Source organism: Escherichia sp. TW09308 (assembly GCF_000208565.1).
Lineage (GTDB): Bacteria > Pseudomonadota > Gammaproteobacteria > Enterobacterales > Enterobacteriaceae > Escherichia > Escherichia marmotae.
In genome coordinates this window covers 395,537-413,521 of sequence record NZ_AEME01000001.1, presented here as the reverse complement: position 1 = coordinate 413,521, position 17,985 = coordinate 395,537, and the positions used below count along the sequence as shown (strand labels likewise).

Annotated in this window: 17 protein-coding genes, 1 other RNA gene and 2 pseudogenes; 13 read left to right on the top strand and 7 right to left on the bottom strand. The window is 49.5% G+C overall.

Annotated features, from left to right (window positions below):
* Positions 1-58 precede the first annotated feature (58 nt).
* From ESM_RS0102115 to ydiK, 3 genes are all read right to left on the bottom strand, one after another.
* Positions 59-415: a YdiL family protein gene (locus tag ESM_RS0102115; protein WP_000995294.1), complete on the bottom strand. Its 357-nt coding sequence runs from the start codon at positions 413-415 to the stop codon at positions 59-61.
* A 135-nt stretch (positions 416-550) separates the two neighbouring features.
* Positions 551-656: antisense sRNA RprA (gene rprA / locus ESM_RS1000000126105), an RNA gene on the bottom strand.
* 184 nt (positions 657-840) lie between these two features.
* Positions 841-1,953: an AI-2E family transporter YdiK gene (gene ydiK / locus ESM_RS0102110; protein WP_000248649.1), complete on the bottom strand. Its 1,113-nt coding sequence runs from the start codon at positions 1,951-1,953 to the stop codon at positions 841-843.
* A gap of 213 nt (positions 1,954-2,166) precedes the next feature.
* Between ydiK and ydiJ the strand changes: the two genes are divergently transcribed.
* The 10 genes from ydiJ (at position 2,167) to ldtE (ending at position 13,134) form a co-directional block, all read left to right on the top strand.
* Positions 2,167-5,223 carry a D-2-hydroxyglutarate dehydrogenase YdiJ gene (gene ydiJ, locus ESM_RS0102105; protein WP_000613014.1) on the top strand — a complete coding sequence of 1,019 codons (3,057 nt, stop codon included), beginning with the start codon at positions 2,167-2,169 and terminating at the stop codon, positions 5,221-5,223.
* Positions 5,220-5,630, top strand: a complete 411-nt coding sequence (menI, locus tag ESM_RS0102100) for a 1,4-dihydroxy-2-naphthoyl-CoA hydrolase (protein WP_000637992.1) — start codon at positions 5,220-5,222, stop codon at positions 5,628-5,630. The genes ydiJ and menI overlap by 4 nt, the downstream gene beginning before the upstream one ends.
* 99 nt (positions 5,631-5,729) lie before the next feature.
* Complete coding sequence (locus tag ESM_RS0102095; protein ID WP_001516321.1) at positions 5,730-5,918, top strand: YdiH family protein; 189 nt, start codon at positions 5,730-5,732, stop codon at positions 5,916-5,918.
* Between the two features lie 550 nt (positions 5,919-6,468).
* Positions 6,469-6,837: a Fe-S cluster assembly scaffold SufA gene (gene sufA, locus ESM_RS0102090; protein WP_000367150.1), complete on the top strand. Its 369-nt coding sequence runs from the start codon at positions 6,469-6,471 to the stop codon at positions 6,835-6,837.
* A gap of 8 nt (positions 6,838-6,845) precedes the next feature.
* On the top strand, positions 6,846-8,333 hold the full coding sequence (gene sufB, locus ESM_RS0102085) for a Fe-S cluster assembly protein SufB (RefSeq protein ID WP_010375989.1): 1,488 nt from the start codon (positions 6,846-6,848) through the stop codon (positions 8,331-8,333).
* 9 nt (positions 8,334-8,342) lie between these two features.
* Positions 8,343-9,089 (top strand): Fe-S cluster assembly ATPase SufC, encoded by a 747-nt coding sequence (gene sufC / locus ESM_RS0102080; protein ID WP_000948879.1) that lies wholly within the window; start codon positions 8,343-8,345, stop codon positions 9,087-9,089.
* Positions 9,064-10,335: a Fe-S cluster assembly protein SufD gene (gene sufD, locus ESM_RS0102075; protein ID WP_000907679.1), complete on the top strand. Its 1,272-nt coding sequence runs from the start codon at positions 9,064-9,066 to the stop codon at positions 10,333-10,335. The genes sufC and sufD overlap by 26 nt, the downstream gene beginning before the upstream one ends.
* Entirely contained in the window at positions 10,332-11,552 is a 1,221-nt protein-coding gene (gene sufS, locus ESM_RS0102070; protein ID WP_000144599.1) for a cysteine desulfurase SufS, read from the top strand. Before sufD ends, sufS begins: the two co-directional genes overlap by 4 nt.
* A gap of 12 nt (positions 11,553-11,564) precedes the next feature.
* Positions 11,565-11,981 carry a cysteine desulfuration protein SufE gene (sufE, locus tag ESM_RS0102065; RefSeq protein ID WP_000279743.1) on the top strand — a complete coding sequence of 139 codons (417 nt, stop codon included), beginning with the start codon at positions 11,565-11,567 and terminating at the stop codon, positions 11,979-11,981.
* 148 nt (positions 11,982-12,129) lie between these two features.
* Positions 12,130-13,134 (top strand): L,D-transpeptidase LdtE, encoded by a 1,005-nt coding sequence (ldtE, locus tag ESM_RS0102060; protein WP_000817073.1) that lies wholly within the window; start codon positions 12,130-12,132, stop codon positions 13,132-13,134.
* A gap of 64 nt (positions 13,135-13,198) precedes the next feature.
* Here ldtE and lpp read toward each other — a convergent pair whose 3' ends face one another.
* From lpp to ynhH, 3 genes are all read right to left on the bottom strand, one after another.
* Positions 13,199-13,435, bottom strand: coding sequence for a murein lipoprotein Lpp (lpp, locus tag ESM_RS0102055; RefSeq protein ID WP_000648420.1), 237 nt, complete (start codon positions 13,433-13,435; stop codon positions 13,199-13,201).
* A gap of 310 nt (positions 13,436-13,745) precedes the next feature.
* Positions 13,746-15,158: a pyruvate kinase PykF gene (gene pykF, locus ESM_RS0102050; RefSeq protein ID WP_000751442.1), complete on the bottom strand. Its 1,413-nt coding sequence runs from the start codon at positions 15,156-15,158 to the stop codon at positions 13,746-13,748.
* Positions 15,159-15,165: 7 nt separating this feature from the next.
* Positions 15,166-15,360 carry a protein YnhH gene (gene ynhH, locus ESM_RS1000000129350; protein WP_242664678.1) on the bottom strand — a complete coding sequence of 65 codons (195 nt, stop codon included), beginning with the start codon at positions 15,358-15,360 and terminating at the stop codon, positions 15,166-15,168.
* A gap of 338 nt (positions 15,361-15,698) precedes the next feature.
* Here ynhH and fumD point away from each other — a divergent pair, with 338 nt between their 5' ends.
* From fumD to ESM_RS1000000128690, 3 genes and pseudogenes are all read left to right on the top strand, one after another.
* Entirely contained in the window at positions 15,699-15,908 is a 210-nt protein-coding gene (gene fumD, locus ESM_RS0102045; protein ID WP_000528337.1) for a fumarate hydratase FumD, read from the top strand.
* 122 nt (positions 15,909-16,030) lie between these two features.
* Positions 16,031-16,099 (top strand): annotated as a pseudogene (locus ESM_RS1000000128970) (ferredoxin-like protein); the annotation flags it as partial.
* Between the two features lie 54 nt (positions 16,100-16,153).
* Positions 16,154-16,300 (top strand): annotated as a pseudogene (locus ESM_RS1000000128690) (protein YdhT); the annotation flags it as partial.
* Between the two features lie 11 nt (positions 16,301-16,311).
* Here the strand turns inward: ESM_RS1000000128690 and ESM_RS0102035 are convergent.
* A complete protein-coding gene (locus ESM_RS0102035) occupies positions 16,312-17,916 on the bottom strand; it encodes an FAD-NAD(P)-binding protein (protein ID WP_000716867.1) in 1,605 nt (534 codons plus the stop codon).
* Between the last annotated feature and the right edge of the window lie 69 nt (positions 17,917-17,985).

The window sequence follows — 17,985 nt, the reverse complement described above, 5'->3', positions numbered from 1 at the left end:
TTATGTCAGCATCCGTTTATTATTTTTGTCATGACGTCCGTCGTATCCCGTTAAAATATCAACACAGGCGTTCCAGATCGTGCGCATATAATTCAGCGGCTACCGATTGATAAATCTTCCAGTCAATAAAATTGCCATCAGGGTAGACACGTTGAAACGCAGTTAAGTCAGGGAAGGAACGCATGGTATTATTGCCGATGCGGTTATTTATTTTCTTTATGATAGCGTGAAGATGTTTTTTTCTTTGCTGACGCATAGCCAGCAGTTGTTCAACAACGCGATCAGGAATGGCACGTTTGCCGTCTTCCCACTGTTTCCAGCTTTCACTGTCACCCGTCAGGGCAATCCAGGTCGCGCATTCATCAATAGTCATGGCAAAAATATGGCGTAGTGCCTGGAGTTCATAAGCGTTCATTGTGTAATGGCTGCATGAATAAAAGGATAAAATATAAATAACACTATCAGCCAGCTAACGGCTTGAAGAGAATCACAGTATCTTGTGCAATATTCCTGGAGATATCGAGAGGCGAGTTGTTGGGGCGAAAAAGTGTTAAAAAAAAGCCCATCATGGGAGATGGGCAAAGACTACACACAGCAATTCGTTTTTCACTCAGGGGATTCCATGCTTATAAATCAATATGTTGATTTATAACCGTGAGCTAATAGTAGGCATACGGACTTTTTGCGTCGATCAGATTCGTCTCATTAGTTTAAAAACTGTAAAGGATTTGCGACAGGTAAGCGTTGCTGAATGGCAGTAAGCAAGAGGGTGAATGAAAAAAAGGAAATATTAATTAGCCCTGATTAACAATCAGGCGGCAAAGCCGCCTGATGAGAGATTTACTTATTCGTTTTTTCAATTTCGCCCAGTTCTTCGATAATTTCCTCCGGCTGGTCAGTCGGCGGCGGGACTTCTTCCACCCACGCGGCAAACAGACGCCAGGAAACAGCCAGAAGTACCGGACCAATAAACAAGCCGATCATACCGAAGGCAATCAAACCACCGATGACCCCGGAGAGGATGAGGATGAGCGGTAAATCTGCTCCCATGCGAATTAACATCGGGCGAATAACGTTATCCAGTGTGCCGACCACGCCACTCCACACTAACAATACCGTGCCCCAGGTGGTATCGCCGGTCCAGTAAAGCCAGATGATCGCTGGAATCAACACCGGCAACGGACCAAGCTGGACAAGGCAGGAGAGGATCATTAATACCGTCAGCAGCGTGGCGTAAGGAACGCCGGAAACGGCCAGACCGATCCCACCAAGAACGGCTTGTACTAACGCAGTCACCACAACGCCCAGCGCTACTGCGCGGATAGCCTGCGCCGCCAGCAGTATAGCGGCATCACCGCGAGCGCCTGCCAGACGAGTCGCAAAATGGCGAATACCTTGCGCTACCTGTTCACCGCGCCAGTACAACAGGGCGCTGAATAACAGCATCAGCGCACAATGCACCATAAAGCGACCAATATGTGCCGCTTGTCCGACGAACCAGGTGGTGGTGGTGCCAATATAAGGACGGACTTTCGCCATGATCGCCGTCCCCCCCATATCCAGCAAATTGTGCCAGCCTGCATACAGCTTCGCGCCAATCACCGGAATGGTATTAAGCCACGCTAAATCGGGTAACGCCATGTCACCGCTGGAAATGGCTTTAATTACCGGACCGCTGCCATCGACAATACTGTTAACCAGTAAGGCAATAGGGATGATAAACACCATCACCAACAACAGCGTCATTACCAGAACGGCGAGAGAGCGGCGGCCAAACATGATTTTTTGCAAACGTAACAATACCGGCCAGGTGGCGATAACCACCGTACCGGCCCATGCAAAGCCGAGAATAAAGGGTTGAACAATCCACAGACATGCCACAATCATGATGGCTAAAAACAGCACCGAAAGCAGAATTTGTGCGACATCCCTGGGCTGACGAACATTTACCATAACTACTTTTCACCTTTTTTGTGCGTCAAATCGTCGACGCGACGTGAACACGTGAAACTCACCTGCATAATGATGAGCAATTTCAGCGGTTTTTAACAGGCCGATTCTGCCCTTAATTCTGATGGGCGTGTAAGAAAAAAATGTGGTACAACAAGTGACATAACACGCAAACGATTAATCTCTCATCACAGACCGCAGGAAAGGGTCAATATAATGATTCCACAGATTTCCCAGGCACCCGGCGTCGTTCAACTGGTGCTTAATTTTTTGCAAGAGCTGGAGCAACAGGGTTTTACTGGCGATACGGCGACAAGTTATGCCGATCGTCTGACAATGTCGACCGACAACAGCATTTACCAACTTCTCCCCGATGCGGTGGTATTTCCACGTTCAACCGCAGATGTGGCGTTAATCGCCCGTCTGGCTGCGCAGGAACGCTATTCATCGCTGATCTTCACCCCACGCGGCGGTGGCACCGGCACTAACGGTCAGGCGCTCAACCAGGGGATTATTGTTGATATGTCTCGCCATATGAACCGCATCATCGAAATTAATCCTGAAGAGGGCTGGGTGCGCGTTGAAGCTGGGGTGATTAAAGATCAACTTAACCAGTATCTGAAACCGTTCGGATATTTCTTTGCACCGGAACTTTCGACCAGCAACCGGGCAACGCTCGGCGGGATGATTAATACCGATGCTTCCGGTCAGGGATCGCTGGTCTATGGCAAAACGTCAGATCACGTGCTGGGCGTGCGGGCGGTGTTGTTGGGGGGCGATATTCTCGATACGCAACCTTTACCCGTAGAACTGGCTGAAACGCTGGGTAAAACCAACACCGCTATCGGGCGTATCTATAAAACGGTTTATCAACGCTGCCGCCAGCAGCGGCAGTTAATTATCGACAAGTTCCCCAAACTTAACCGTTTTCTTACCGGTTACGATCTGCGCCATGTCTTTAACGATGAGATGACCGAGTTCGACCTGACTCGTATTCTGACGGGTTCAGAAGGGACGCTGGCCTTTATTACCGAAGCGCGACTGGATATTACTCGTTTGCCTAAAGTGCGCCGTCTGGTGAATGTCAAATATGACTCTTTTGACTCCGCGCTGCGTAATGCGCCGTTTATGGTTGAGGCGCGCGCGCTTTCAGTAGAGACGGTGGACTCTAAAGTGCTGAATCTGGCGCGGGAAGATATCGTCTGGCATTCCGTTAGCGAGCTGATTACCGATGTGCCCGACAAAGAGATGCTCGGGCTGAACATTGTTGAATTTGCCGGGGACGATGAGGCGTTGATCGACGAGCGGGTAGACGCACTCTGTGCGCGGCTGGATGAGCTGATCGCCAGCCAGCAAGCGGGCGTGATCGGCTGGCAGGTGTGTTGTGAGCTAGCTGGAGTCGAGCGCATTTATGCGATGCGTAAAAAAGCTGTTGGCCTGCTTGGCAATGCTAAAGGGGCAGCCAAACCGATCCCATTTGCCGAAGATACCTGCGTACCGCCGGAACATCTGGCGGATTATATTGCTGAATTTCGCGCACTGCTCGACAGTCACGGTTTAAGCTATGGCATGTTTGGCCACGTCGATGCGGGGGTCTTGCACGTCCGTCCGGCGCTGGATATGTGCGATCCGCAACAAGAGATTTTGATGAAACAAATCTCTGATGACGTGGTGGCGCTTACCGCGAAATACGGTGGTTTGTTGTGGGGGGAGCACGGTAAAGGTTTTCGTGCCGAATACAGCCCGGCGTTTTTCGGTGAGGAACTTTTCGCTGAACTGCGCAAAGTTAAAGCGGCGTTTGATCCGCATAATCGGCTTAATCCGGGGAAAATTTGTCCGCCAGAAGGTATCGACGCGCCGATGATGAAAGTGGACGCGGTGAAACGCGGTACGTTTGACCGGCAGATCCCTATCGCAGTTCGTCAGCAGTGGCGCGGGGCAATGGAATGTAACGGCAACGGTTTATGCTTCAACTTTGATGCTCGTAGCCCAATGTGCCCGTCGATGAAGATAACCCAGAATCGTATCCATTCACCGAAAGGGCGCGCGACGCTGGTGCGCGAATGGTTGCGTTTGCTGGCTGACCGTGGTGTTGACCCATTAAAACTGGAACAAGAACTGCCTGAAACGCGAGCCAGTTTGCGCACGTTGATTGCCCGCACTCGTAATAGCTGGCATGCCAATAAAGGTGAGTATGACTTCTCCCACGAAGTCAAAGAGGCGATGTCTGGCTGCCTGGCCTGTAAAGCCTGTTCAACCCAGTGCCCTATCAAAATTGATGTGCCGGAGTTCCGCTCTCGTTTCCTGCAACTTTATCACACCCGTTATTTACGCCCGCTGCGTGACCATCTGGTGGCGACGGTCGAGAGTTATGCGCCGCTGATGGCGCGAGCGCCGAAGACGTTTAACTTCTTCATTAACCAACCGCTGGTGCGCAAACTGTCGAAAAAACATATCGGCATGGTCGACTTGCCGCTGCTTTCGGTGCCGTCGTTGCAACAACAAATGGTGGGGCATCGCTCGGCAAACATGACGCTGGAACAGCTTGAAGTGCTTAATGCTGAGCAGAAAGCACGCACGGTGCTGGTGGTGCAAGACCCTTTCACCAGTTATTACGATGCACAGGTGGTAGCGGATTTTGTCCGTCTGGTCGAGAAATTAGGTTTCCAGCCCGTGTTACTGCCGTTCTCACCAAATGGTAAAGCGCAGCATATCAAAGGCTTTCTCAATCGTTTTGCAAAGACAGCGAAAAAGACGGCGGATTTCCTCAACCGCATGGCGAAGCTGGGAATGCCAATGGTGGGCGTCGATCCAGCTCTGGTGCTTTGTTATCGCGACGAATATAAGCTGACGCTGGGCGAGGAGCGCGGTGATTTTCAGGTCTTACTGGCAAATGAATGGCTGGCAAACGCACTTCAGCCACAGCCGGTGGCAGCGGTTAGTGGCGAGCCGTGGTATTTCTTTGGCCACTGTACCGAAGTCACCGCCTTGCCGGGTGCGCCAGCGCAGTGGGCCACGATATTTGCCCGTTTTGGCGCGAAGCTGGAAAATGTCAGTGTGGGTTGCTGCGGCATGGCGGGGACTTACGGACATGAAGCGAAAAATCATAAAAATTCGCTCGGGATCTATGAGTTATCCTGGCATCAGGCGATGCAGCGACTGCCGCGTAATCGCTGCCTGGCAACCGGATATTCCTGCCGAAGCCAGGTAAAACGGGTTGAAGGCACGGGGGTACGCCATCCTGTGCAGGCATTACTGGAGATTATTAAATGATATGGAAACGTAAAATCACCCTTGAGGCGCTGAATGTCATGGGTGAAGGAAACATGGTGGGGTTACTGGATATTCGCTTTGAACATATTGGTGATGACACGCTGGAAGCGACAATGCCAGTAGATCAGCGGACGAAGCAGCCTTTTGGGTTGCTGCATGGCGGGGCGTCTGTGGTTCTGGCTGAGAGTATCGGTTCCGTTGCCGGTTATTTATGTACCGAAGGCGAGCAAAAAGTCGTTGGTCTGGAAATCAATGCCAACCATGTCCGGTCGGCGCGAGAAGGGCGGGTTCGCGGCGTTTGCAAACCGCTGCATCTCGGTTCAAGGCACCAGGTCTGGCAGATTGAAATCTTCGATGAGAAAGAGCGTTTGTGCTGTTCGTCACGATTGACGACCGCCATTTTGTGACGTTGTCACCAGAAAAATGTGACGCATATTGTTTTTGGTTATTATCTGCGCAGTAAACGGTGGTATACTGTGCAGGTCTTGTCTACAAACGAGGATGCTATGTCTACTCAACTTGATCCCACCCAACTGGCTATGGAATTTTTACGCCGTGACCAGAGCAATCTTTCTCCTGCCCAATATCTCAAACGACTGAAACAATTAGAACTTGAATTCGCTGACCTGCTCACACTCTCTTCTGCTGAATTAAAAGAAGAAATCTACTTCGCCTGGCGTCTGGGCGTGCATTGATTGTGGTGTAATGCCGAAAGCTCGCCAAATCGACCTGGATTAACCTCCGTCCAGGCTCGACGGCTTCCTTAATGCTGCTTATTTTACCCGCTTGATCTCGCTTAAAAAGAATACAAATCGCAGTTTGTGTTAAAACGGTGGCCTGGTCTTATGAGATTATTCTTATCGCCCCTTCAAGAGCTAAGCCACTGTGAGTGCCGGAGATAAGCGCCGGATGGGGTAGAAACCCTTAAGTCTGTGTCGAACAGACTTAAGGGTTTTCTTATTTCTGAACTCGCTACTTTTTTACCTATCCCTTAAATAGTCATTTTCGATACAACTTTTCCTTTTCCATCACCGCCTTAACTCTATTTCTATAATAATCATTATCTAACAATGAGATACCTAATTCTTAGCGTGCCTGTTAACCCACAAATCAGGGTCTATGCTTATTAAATGCAGGCAAAAAGCATGTTTTATGGGAAAGCCCCTGCGTTTGCTGGGTTGAACTGATAATCATTATCACTAACATGCTGTTATCCGCGGTAAGCGATTTAAGTGAGGTAAATCGATGGACATGCATTCAGGAACGTTTAATCCAGAGGATTTCGCCTGGCAAGGCTTAACGCTAACACCGGCAGCGGCAGCACACATCCGTGAGTTGGTGGCGAAGCAGTCGGGCATGGTCGGCGTGCGATTAGGTGTTAAACAAACGGGCTGTGCGGGCTTTGGCTATGTACTCGACAGCGTCAGCGAGCCGGACAAAGACGATCTGCTGTTTGAACACGACGGCGCGAAGTTGTTCGTCCCGCTGCAAGCGATGCCGTTTATTGATGGCACGGAAGTCGATTTCGTTCACGAAGGACTTAATCAGATATTCAAATTTCACAACCCGAAAGCCCAGAATGAATGTGGCTGTGGCGAAAGCTTTGGGGTATAGGCGGTACTATGTCTCGTAATACTGAAGCAACTGACGATGTCAAAACCTGGACCGGCGGCCCACTGAATTATAAAGAAGGATTCTTCACCCAGTTAGCCACTGATGAGCTGGCTAAGGGCATAAACGAAGAAGTGGTGCGCGCAATTTCGGCTAAGCGTAATGAGCCAGAATGGATGCTGGAATTTCGGCTCAATGCCTACCGCGCATGGCTGGAGATGGAAGAACCGCACTGGCTGAAAGGCCACTATGACAAGCTGAATTATCAGGATTACAGCTATTACTCGGCACCATCGTGCGGTAACTGTGATGATACTTGTGCGTCGGAACCTGGTGCCGTGCAACAAACGGGTGCGAACGCTTTTTTAAGTAAAGAGGTGGAAGCGGCATTTGAGCAGTTGGGCGTACCGGTGCGTGAAGGCAAAGAGGTGGCGGTGGATGCCATTTTCGATTCTGTTTCGGTTGCCACCACCTACCGTGAAAAACTGGCAGAGCAAGGGATCATCTTCTGCTCCTTTGGCGAAGCGATTCATGAACACCCGGAACTGGTGAGGAAATATCTCGGCACTGTGGTGCCAGGTAATGACAATTTCTTTGCCGCACTCAATGCGGCAGTAGCTTCCGATGGTACGTTTATTTATGTACCTAAAGGTGTGCGCTGCCCAATGGAACTTTCGACCTATTTCCGTATTAACGCGGAAAAAACCGGGCAGTTTGAGCGCACTATTCTGATAGCCGACGAAGACAGTTATGTCAGCTACATCGAAGGCTGCTCCGCACCAGTGCGAGATAGCTATCAGCTACACGCGGCGGTGGTGGAAGTCATCATCCATAAAAACGCCGAGGTGGAATATTCCACGGTGCAAAACTGGTTCCCAGGCGATAACAATACTGGCGGTATTCTCAACTTCGTCACCAAGCGCGCCTTGTGTGAAGGAGAAAACAGTAAAATGTCGTGGACGCAATCGGAAACCGGTTCAGCGATTACCTGGAAATACCCAAGCTGCATTCTGCGCGGCGATAACTCAATCGGTGAGTTCTACTCGGTGGCGCTGACCAGTGGCCATCAGCAGGCTGATACCGGCACCAAGATGATCCACATCGGTAAGAACACCAAATCGACCATTATCTCGAAAGGGATCTCCGCAGGGCACAGCCAGAACAGTTATCGCGGCCTGGTGAAAATCATGCCAACGGCAACCAATGCGCGCAATTTCACTCAGTGCGACTCAATGCTGATTGGCGCTAACTGCGGGGCGCATACTTTCCCGTATGTCGAGTGTCGCAATAACAGCGCGCAACTGGAGCACGAGGCGACTACGTCGCGCATTGGCGAAGATCAGTTGTTTTATTGCCTGCAACGCGGGATCAGTGAAGAGGACGCCATCTCGATGATTGTTAACGGTTTCTGCAAAGATGTGTTCTCTGAACTGCCGCTGGAATTTGCCGTTGAAGCACAAAAACTCCTCGCCATTAGTCTTGAACATAGCGTCGGATAAGGAATAAATATGTTAAGTATTAAAGATTTACACGTCAGCGTGGAAGATAAAGCTATCCTGCGCGGATTAAGCCTCGACGTTCGTCCAGGTGAAGTTCACGCCATTATGGGGCCAAACGGTTCGGGGAAAAGTACCTTATCGGCAACGCTTGCCGGGCGCGAAGATTATGAAGTGACGGGGGGGACGGTTGAGTTTAAAGGCAAAGATTTGCTTGAGTTGTCGCCGGAAGATCGTGCAGGTGAAGGTATCTTTATGGCCTTCCAGTATCCGGTGGAAATCCCTGGCGTCAGTAACCAGTTTTTCCTGCAAACGGCGCTCAATGCGGTGCGCAGCTATCGCGGCCAGGAAACACTCGACCGCTTCGATTTTCAGGATTTGATGGAAGAGAAAATCGCCCTGCTGAAAATGCCGGAAGATTTATTAACCCGTTCGGTTAACGTTGGGTTTTCCGGGGGCGAGAAAAAGCGCAACGATATTTTGCAAATGGCCGTGCTGGAGCCGGAACTGTGTATTCTTGATGAGTCGGACTCCGGGCTGGATATTGACGCATTAAAAGTGGTTGCTGATGGTGTGAACTCGCTGCGTGATGGCAAACGCTCGTTCATCATCGTTACGCATTACCAGCGCATTCTTGATTACATCAAACCTGATTATGTCCATGTTTTGTATCAGGGGCGAATTGTGAAATCCGGTGATTTCACGTTGGTCAAACAACTGGAGGAGCAGGGTTATGGCTGGCTTAGCGAACAGCAGTAACATGCTGCAACAGTGGCATCACTTGTTTGAGGTCGGAGGGGCGAAACGCTCCCCGCAAGCACAGCAGCATTTACAACAACTGCTGCGTACCGGACTGCCGACACGTAAACATGAGCACTGGAAATATACGCCACTGGAAGGGCTGACCAATAGCCAGTTTGTCAGCATTGCGGGTGAGATATCCCCGCAACAGCGAGATGCTTTAGCACTCACTTTAGACGCCGTGCGGCTGGTGTTTGTCGATGGACGCTACGTGCCATCACTTAGCGATACGACCGAAGGCAGCGGCTATGAGGTGAGTATTAACGACGAACGTCAGGGACTGCCTGATGCCATACAGCCGGAAGTGTTTCTGCATCTGACGGAAAGCCTGGCACAAAGCGTGACACATATTGCCGTGAAGCGCGGTCAACGGCCCGCGAAGCCATTGCTGTTAATGCATATTACCCAGGGCGTGGCAGGTGAAGAAGTGAACACCGCCCACTATCGGCATCATCTGGATCTGGCGGAAGGTGCCGAAGCCACGGTGATTGAACATTTTGTCAGCCTGAATGACGCTCGTCATTTTACCGGAGCGCGGTTCACTATCAACGTTGCCGCGAACGCCCACTTGCAGCATATCAAGCTCGCGTTTGAAAATCCTGTAAGCCACCACTTTGCACATAACGATTTGCTGCTGGCGGGCGATGCCACCGCATTTAGCCACAGTTTCCTGCTTGGTGGCGCTGTTTTACGCCATAACACCAGTACGCAACTCAATGGCGAAAACAGCACGTTACGTATTAATAGCCTGGCGATGCCGGTGAAAAACGAGGTATGTGATACCCGCACCTGGCTTGAACATAATAAAGGGTTTTGTAACAGCCGTCAGTTGCACAAAACCATCGTCAGCGACAAAGGGCGCGCGGTATTTAATGGTTTGATTAACGTCGCGCAGCACGCCATTAAAACTGACGGCCAGATGACCAACAATAATCTGTTGATGGGCAAGCTGGCGGAAGTGGATACCAAACCGCAACTGGAAATCTATGCTGATGATGTGAAATGTAGCCACGGCGCAACGGTCGGGCGCATCAATGACGAACAGATGTTCTATCTGCGTTCGCGCGGGATCAATCAGCAGGATGCCCTGCAGATGATTATCTACGCCTTTGCTGCTGAACTGACAGAAGCATTGCGTGATGAGGGGCTTAAACAGCAGGTGCTGGCCCGTATCGGTCAACGGCTGCCGGGAGGTGCAAGATGACTTTTTCCGTCGACAAAGTGCGGGCCGACTTTCCGGTGCTTTCGCGTGAGGTGAACGGTCTGCCGCTGGCTTATCTCGACAGCGCCGCCAGCGCGCAGAAACCGAGCCAGGTGATTGACGCTGAAGCCGGGTTCTATCGTCACGGCTATGCGGCGGTGCATCGCGGTATTCATACGTTGAGCGCCCAGGCGACCGAGAAAATGGAGAACGTACGCAAGCGGGCGTCGCTGTTTATCAATGCCCGCTCGGCGGAAGAACTGGTGTTCGTTCGCGGTACAACGGAAGGCATCAATCTGGTGGCCAATAGCTGGGGCAACAGCAACGTGCGGGCGGGCGATAACATCATTATCAGTCAGATGGAGCACCACGCTAACATCGTTCCCTGGCAAATGCTTTGTGCGCGCGTTGGTGCAGAGTTGCGGGTGATCCCCCTCAACCCCGATGGCACGCTGCAACTGGAGACGCTGCCTAATCTGTTCGATGAGAAAACCCGCCTGCTGGCGATTACTCACGTGTCTAATGTGCTGGGGACGGAAAATCCGCTACCGGAAATGATTGCTCTTGCACATCAGCATGGCGCAAAAGTGCTGGTGGATGGTGCTCAGGCAGTGATGCATCATCCGGTGGATATGCAGGCGCTGGATTGCGATTTCTACGTTTTCTCCGGGCATAAACTGTATGGTCCCACCGGGATTGGCATTCTTTATGTTAAAGAAGCCTTGTTGCAGGAGATGCCGCCGTGGGAAGGGGGCGGATCAATGATCGCCACCGTTAGTCTTAGCGAAGGCACCACCTGGGCCAAAGCGCCGTGGCGGTTTGAAGCAGGTACGCCCAATACCGGCGGCATTATTGGACTTGGCGCGGCGCTGGAATATGTTTCGGCGCTGGGGCTTAAGCACATTGCTGAGTATGAACAGAATCTGATGCATTACGCGCTGTCACAACTGGCAGCAGTGCCGGATCTTACTCTCTATGGCCCACAGAACAGACTTGGCGTTATTGCCTTTAATCTCGGTAAACATCATGCCTATGACGTCGGCAGTTTTCTTGATAACTATGGCATTGCTGTGCGTACCGGTCATCACTGCGCGATGCCATTAATGGCGTATTACAACGTGCCCGCTATGTGTCGGGCATCGTTGGCTATGTATAACACCCATGAAGAAGTGGATCGTCTGGTAACAGGATTACAACGTATTCACCGTCTGCTGGGATAACAGGGAGGCTCTATGGCTGTGTTGCCAGATAAAGAAAAATTGCTGCGTAATTTTTTACGTTGCACCAACTGGGAAGAAAAATACCTCTACATTATTGAGCTGGGCCAGCGTCTGCCTGAATTACGTGACGAAGACAGAAGCCCGCAAAATAGCATTCAGGGCTGCCAGAGTCAGGTGTGGATTGTGATGCGCCAGAATGCGCAGGGAATTATTGAATTACAGGGCGACAGCGATGCCACCATTGTGAAAGGGCTTATCGCGGTCGTCTTTATTCTCTACGACCAGATGACGCCGCAGGATATTATTAATTTTGACGTGCGTCCGTGGTTTGAAAAAATGGCGCTCACCCAACATCTCACCCCGTCTCGCTCACAAGGTCTGGAAGCGATGATTCGTGCAATTCGCGCCAAAGCCGCTGCACTTAGCTAAACTAAAAGAACAGCTTTCATCCGGATGACTCACATTGCCGGATGGTCGATGTTTACTCTGGCCAGCACAGGAGTGTTTTGGCTTCAGGTAAGCAAAAGCACCATCCGACGTCTCAGCGTGGGTCTCCGGCAAATACAGGAGGTTTACAATGAAACGCGCGTCTCTGCTTACACTGACTCTTATCGGTGCTTTTAGCGCCATCCACGCGGCCTGGGCGGTAGATTATCCGCTTCCACCAACCGGAAGCCGACTGGTTGGGCAGAATCAAACCTATACGGTTCAAGAGGGGGATAAAAACCTTCAGGCTATCGCACGACGTTTTGATACTGCGGCAATGTTGATCCTTGAAGCCAATAACACCATTGCACCAGTACCAAAACCTGGCACGATGATAACCATCCCTTCGCAATTGTTATTACCTGATGCGCCGCGTCAGGGAATTATTGTTAACCTTGCTGAGCTGCGACTTTATTATTATCCGCCGGGAGAAAATATCGTACAGGTCTACCCGATAGGAATTGGTTTGCAGGGACTGGAAACGCCGGTGATGGAAACACGGGTAGGGCAAAAAATCCCGAATCCTACCTGGACGCCAACTGCAGGTATTCGTCAACGCTCACTGGAGCGAGGCATCAAATTACCGCCAGTTGTACCCGCCGGGCCAAATAACCCACTAGGACGCTACGCACTGCGCCTGGCGCATGGTAATGGCGAGTATCTCATTCATGGCACCAGCGCGCCGGACAGCGTTGGTTTGCGCGTCAGTTCGGGCTGTATTCGTATGAATGCGCCGGATATTAAAGCGTTGTTCTCCAGCGTGAGAACGGGAACGCCGGTTAAAGTGATCAATGAGCCGGTGAAATACTCCGTAGAACCGAACGGAATGCGTTATGTGGAAGTGCATCGACCGCTATCGGCAGAGGAACAGCAGAACGTTCAGACGATGCCGTATAAACTGCCCGTTGGTTTTACACAATTCAAAGATAATAAGGCGGTAGATCAGACGCTAGTTGATAAAGCATTATATCGTCGGGCAGGGTATCCGGTTGCGGTGAGCAACGGAGCGACGCCCGCAGCCAGCAATGCGTCCGCAGTTGAGTCAGCGCAGAATGGCGAGCCTGAGCAGGGAAATATGTTACGCGCGACGCAATAGCAGTCATTAGCAGGCAAAAAAAAATGGCGCACAATGTGCGCCATTTTTCACTTCACAGGTACTATTACTTGCGGTATTTAGTAGCCATGTTGTCCAGACGCTGGTTAGCACGAGCTGCGTCATCTTTAGCAGCCTGAACGTCGGAACGCATTGCGTTCACGTCGTTGCTCAGCTGGTCAACTTTAGCGTTCAGAGTCTGAACGTCAGAAGACAGCTGATCGATTTTAGCGTTGCTGGAGCAACCTGCCAGCAGAGTAGAACCCAGGATTACCGCGCCCAGTACCAGTTTAGTAGCTTTCATTATTAATACCCTCTAGATTGAGTTAATCTCCATGTAGCGTTACAAGTATTACACAAACTTTTTTATGTTGAGAATATTTTTTTGATGGGAAGGCACTTATTTTTGATCGTTCGCTCAAAGAAGCATCGAACGCTGGGTTTTAGATAAAAAAATTGAGAGAAAACAGGATGCTTCCATCGGATTCATCTTAGATAAAGTGAGATTATATAGTGAAATCCGATTTGATTTTTTATTGTTTCTGATTATCGATTAAATAAAAAAAGCGCCCATCAGGGCGCTTCGATATACAAATTAATTCACAAAAGCAATATTACAGGACGTGAACAGATGCAGTGTTGGTAGTGCCGCTCGGGACAAGTGCGCCAGAAACCATTACTACAACGTCGCCTTTGTGCGCCAGACCGCTCTGCAGAGCCAGTTCTTTACCCAGACGATAGAAATCATCAGTAGAAGTGATTTCTTTAACCAGTTGCGGTACAACGCCTTTGCTCAACACTAATTGATGTGCAGTTTTTTCATTAGTGGTCAGGGCCAGGATAGTTGCATCCGGGAAGTATTTACGCACTGCACGAGCAGATTTACCGCCCTGGGTTGCGACGACGATCAGCGGAGCATCCAGTTTTTCAGCCGTTTCAACCGCGCCACGGCAAACTGCTTCGGTAATGCGTAGTTTACGGTTATCGTTGTTGAACTCGAGACGGCTGTTCATCACGCGGTCAGTACGTTCGCAAATGGTTGCCATGATAGAAACAGCTTCCAGCGGGTATTTACCTTTTGCGGATTCACCAGACAGCATGACTGCGTCAGTACCGTCAAGGATGGCGTTCGCGACGTCACCGGCTTCTGCACGGGTAGGACGCGGGTTTTTGATCATAGAATCCAGCATCTGGGTCGCAGTAATAACGACTTTACGTGCACGGATACATTTTTCGATCATCATCTTCTGGGCGAAGATAACTTCTTCAACCGGGATTTCTACGCCCAGGTCACCACGTGCAACCATGATGCCGTCAGAGGCTTCGAGAATTTCGTCGAAGTTGTTGAGGCCTTCCTGGTTTTCGATTTTGGAGATGATTTGGATGTTTTCGCCACCGTGCGCTTTCAGATGTTCACGGATTTCGATAACGTCAGAACGCTTACGGATAAAGGAAGCTGCAACAAAGTCTACACCTTGTTCGCAACCGAAGATCAGATCCTGTTTGTCTTTTTCAGCCAGTGCCGGCAGGGCAATAGAAACGCCCGGCAGGTTCACACCTTTGTTTTCGCCGAGGTCACCGTTGTTCAGTACTTTACAGATAACTTTGTTACCTTCGATAGCGGTAACTTCCATACCGATCAGACCATCGTCAACCAGCACGGTGTTGCCGACGGACAGGTCGGTAGTGAAACCTTCATAAGTTACCGCAACCATTTCGCTGTTGCCGATAACAGATTTGTCAGTGGTGAAAGTAAAGGTCTGGCCTGCTTTCAGAGAAACGTCATTACCGCCTTCCAGTTTCATGGTGCGGATTTCCGGACCTTTGGTATCGAGCAGGATAGCGGCAGTTTTGCCGGTTTTGCTCATCACGTTGCGCAGATTCTGAATGCGCTGACCGTGTTCTGCATAGTCACCATGAGAGAAGTTCAGACGCATGACGTTCATGCCTGCGTCCAGCATTTTAGCTAACATCTCTTCAGATTCGGTTTTTGGTCCGATGGTGCAAACAATTTTGGTCTTTTTCATGACAGTCTTAGTCTTTAAGTTGAGAAGGATAGGAGAAACTTGCTTTCTGGGCGCACTGCCGGAAAGCGAATCCGGTATTACGAAAGTGATGATGCCTCGCTCTAAGGATAGGTGACATCGAAAAAGCGTGCAGAGGAATGTGTGCTTGTGTCTCAGCCCAACGTGAGTGCCTGTTTTTGAGTCGTTGAGTTCTACAGTCCAAAGTGCTGAAACCATTCAAGAGTCAATTGGCGCGCATTATACGCTGAATTTAATCCAAAAGGAAAACAAAAACAGCGTTTCAAAAAACAATCATCCATATTCACAATAAATTGTTATCAAAGATTTAACGTCCTCAGAAAGAGATTACGCAAAAACATCACTGTTTGCGCAACGTGAAAACGATAGCTGGAGAGAGAAGGTCTGCTGGCGCAAAGTCATACCATTCAACTGATACAATTAAAATAATTTATCGGGTTATTTGTTTGATTTTGTTTGTTTTTTGTTTAATTGATGAGATTGATATATGCTGATGACTGGCATGATAAATGGGTATGAATAATGGGCAACCGGACAAAAGATGACGAGCTGTACCGCGAAATGTGCAGAGTGGTAGGGAAGGTGGTTCTGGAGATGCGCGATTTGGGTCAGGAGCCAAAGCACATAGTCATCGCTGGTGTGTTGCGTACAGCATTAGCAAATAAACGTATTCAGCGTAGCGAATTGGAAAAGCAAGCGATGGAAACAGTTATTAACGCACTGGTGAAATAATTGTTCGGGGATGGAGTGCAATACTTCATCCTCTATTATTTTATTGCTCTATGAGGATTTGTTTTAAGAAAGGTATAAAAGGGAATTATCATAATTTCGATATGTATTTTAATTTATAGCGTATTGGCTGTAGTGCCTGTACTACGGCATGTCCGTGGATGATGGCCACCGTAAATACCAAAAGTAAAAAATAACCGAGTGGAAAGATATTACTGTGTGAGTCTTGCAAAGGAAAAATCATGGCTAATATTCTCGGTCCAGGTTGCAGCGCCGTGCTGGCATATCATGACGGCGAAAGAGTGCGCTTTGCCGTCGCCGTTGAAGGCGAAAATAATATTTGTGCCGGAGTTCGCTATCGTCTCAATGAGCAACATCAGTTTGTTGAGTGCTGATAACTTTACCTTTAATCAAACGTAAGACGCCGGCGTGAACGGGAAGCAGGCTTTGCGATGGCCTGTGCCATAGCCTTGCCAATTTCTGCACAAGCCGTAAGCCCCTGAACGAAAGGCTGGTCGTGCATCAGCCAGGGTAACGCGCCGAATGCCACGCGCCCCCGTAATTCTTCAGGCTGCTGTAACGAATAATCTTCACCAACATCAGGGATTTCCTCGCCTGTTTTCTGCAACTGTTCGCGCAGCCCAGGGAAAGGAATATCTTGTATTTTGAGTGGACGTTGACCCCGGGCATCAATAAAAACATCAAACGAGTAGCTGTTGTCTGCTGTTTTCAGAACGGTGTGCGTTTCGTTGGTTTCCATCTCGTAGTCCTCACCAAGGGCGAGAATATGAATGATCCCCGCCTCGCGCAAGGCCAACAGGCGACGAATAGATTCTGAAGGGATTGCCGCATAATTATCGATAAAGACTCTGGCAAGTCCTTTACTGAATCGTTTATGGTCGTGTTCATTCAGATGCGGCACAATTTCCTGTACGGCTTCATGCAAACGCAGAATGGCATAACGCCAGGGGACAGTATGTTTTTCCCGTTTATTTTGCTCGACTTCGGCTAAGTTCTCTTTCGCCCAGCCAAAAGGATCATGTTGTTTACGCTCGGCAAACCAGGCTTGAGCAAAGGTATCTACATTGAGGCTCTCTAACGCTATACGTTGACTCCAGTCAGGATCGGCAGAACTAATTTCTTGTTGTATCAATTTGAATACCTGATCCAACAGACCGTCTGCACCTTTTTCTATTTCTCTATTTAAAGCCTGTTCTGTGACGATGCGTAATGGTTTGTAGGGGATAGGGCAATAGAAATCGGCTTCCGGCAAAATACCTGTACGGGACATCAACGTAATATGCAGATTTTCACTGTTACTATCGCGTTGAAAGCGAACGTGTTGATTATCTTCTTCAATAAACGAACCGTGCTGAATGGCAACCGCCATTGCTGCATCCAGTCCGCTCAAGGATGTGCCTATAATGCCGACGTTACAGGCATCAATTTTCGCTTCCAGTAATCCTGACCACGGGCTGGGGAAATACGTTCGGGTGACTTCTTCTTCATCAGGCCAGACGTGACCGGTAGCTATCAGCGCTAAATCAAACGTCTCTGTGAGTAGATCCTGATTTGTGGCAAGAATGACACCGGAGTCTGTGACCTGCAGATCGGTCACCTGACATGATTCATACACGTTTATCTCAAAATTCAACTGTCGGGCTTGTTCAACTAATTGTAAAAAGCAATTGCGAAAATACTCACCCAGCAGAATACGCGGTAAAAACTGGCGATCGTGCAAGGTATCTTTTTTAACGCCGTAACGTTGCAGGTGACTGGCCTCTTGCCTTTGTAACCATTCCAGATAAGTACAATAAATCGGTGGTATTTCAATACTGGCAATATTTGCCAGCATAATTTTAGAATTTTCTTCATCGCTGTACGGCATACCGACACCGGCTTCGTCGGCCTGCTCGAAGATGGAAATAGAAAGCGGCGTTTGTTGTTGTAAAAGTGAGAAGAAAGTATAAATCCCTGTTGGTCCGGCACCCACAATGGCGATTTTTTTCATTGTTACTTACCTGTGTGCATTCTTTCGAATTTAGCGTTATCAGATAAGTTTGGTTGAAATCTATATAAA

Coding starts and splice junctions, on each gene's coding strand:
- ldtE (WP_000817073.1), top strand. CDS start 12,130: ATGAAACGCGCGTCTCTGCTTACACTGACTCTTATCGGTGCTTTTAGC.
- sufE (WP_000279743.1), top strand. CDS start 11,565: ATGGCTGTGTTGCCAGATAAAGAAAAATTGCTGCGTAATTTTTTACGT.
- sufD (WP_000907679.1), top strand. CDS start 9,064: ATGGCTGGCTTAGCGAACAGCAGTAACATGCTGCAACAGTGGCATCAC.
- pykF (WP_000751442.1), bottom strand. CDS start 15,158: ATGAAAAAGACCAAAATTGTTTGCACCATCGGACCAAAAACCGAATCT.
- ESM_RS0102095 (WP_001516321.1), top strand. CDS start 5,730: ATGTCTACTCAACTTGATCCCACCCAACTGGCTATGGAATTTTTACGC.
- menI (WP_000637992.1), top strand. CDS start 5,220: ATGATATGGAAACGTAAAATCACCCTTGAGGCGCTGAATGTCATGGGT.
- ESM_RS0102115 (WP_000995294.1), bottom strand. CDS start 415: ATGAACGCTTATGAACTCCAGGCACTACGCCATATTTTTGCCATGACT.
- fumD (WP_000528337.1), top strand. CDS start 15,699: ATGGGCAACCGGACAAAAGATGACGAGCTGTACCGCGAAATGTGCAGA.
- sufS (WP_000144599.1), top strand. CDS start 10,332: ATGACTTTTTCCGTCGACAAAGTGCGGGCCGACTTTCCGGTGCTTTCG.
- lpp (WP_000648420.1), bottom strand. CDS start 13,435: ATGAAAGCTACTAAACTGGTACTGGGCGCGGTAATCCTGGGTTCTACT.
- ydiJ (WP_000613014.1), top strand. CDS start 2,167: ATGATTCCACAGATTTCCCAGGCACCCGGCGTCGTTCAACTGGTGCTT.
- sufC (WP_000948879.1), top strand. CDS start 8,343: ATGTTAAGTATTAAAGATTTACACGTCAGCGTGGAAGATAAAGCTATC.
- sufA (WP_000367150.1), top strand. CDS start 6,469: ATGGACATGCATTCAGGAACGTTTAATCCAGAGGATTTCGCCTGGCAA.
- ydiK (WP_000248649.1), bottom strand. CDS start 1,953: ATGGTAAATGTTCGTCAGCCCAGGGATGTCGCACAAATTCTGCTTTCG.
- sufB (WP_010375989.1), top strand. CDS start 6,846: ATGTCTCGTAATACTGAAGCAACTGACGATGTCAAAACCTGGACCGGC.
- ESM_RS0102035 (WP_000716867.1), bottom strand. CDS start 17,916: ATGAAAAAAATCGCCATTGTGGGTGCCGGACCAACAGGGATTTATACT.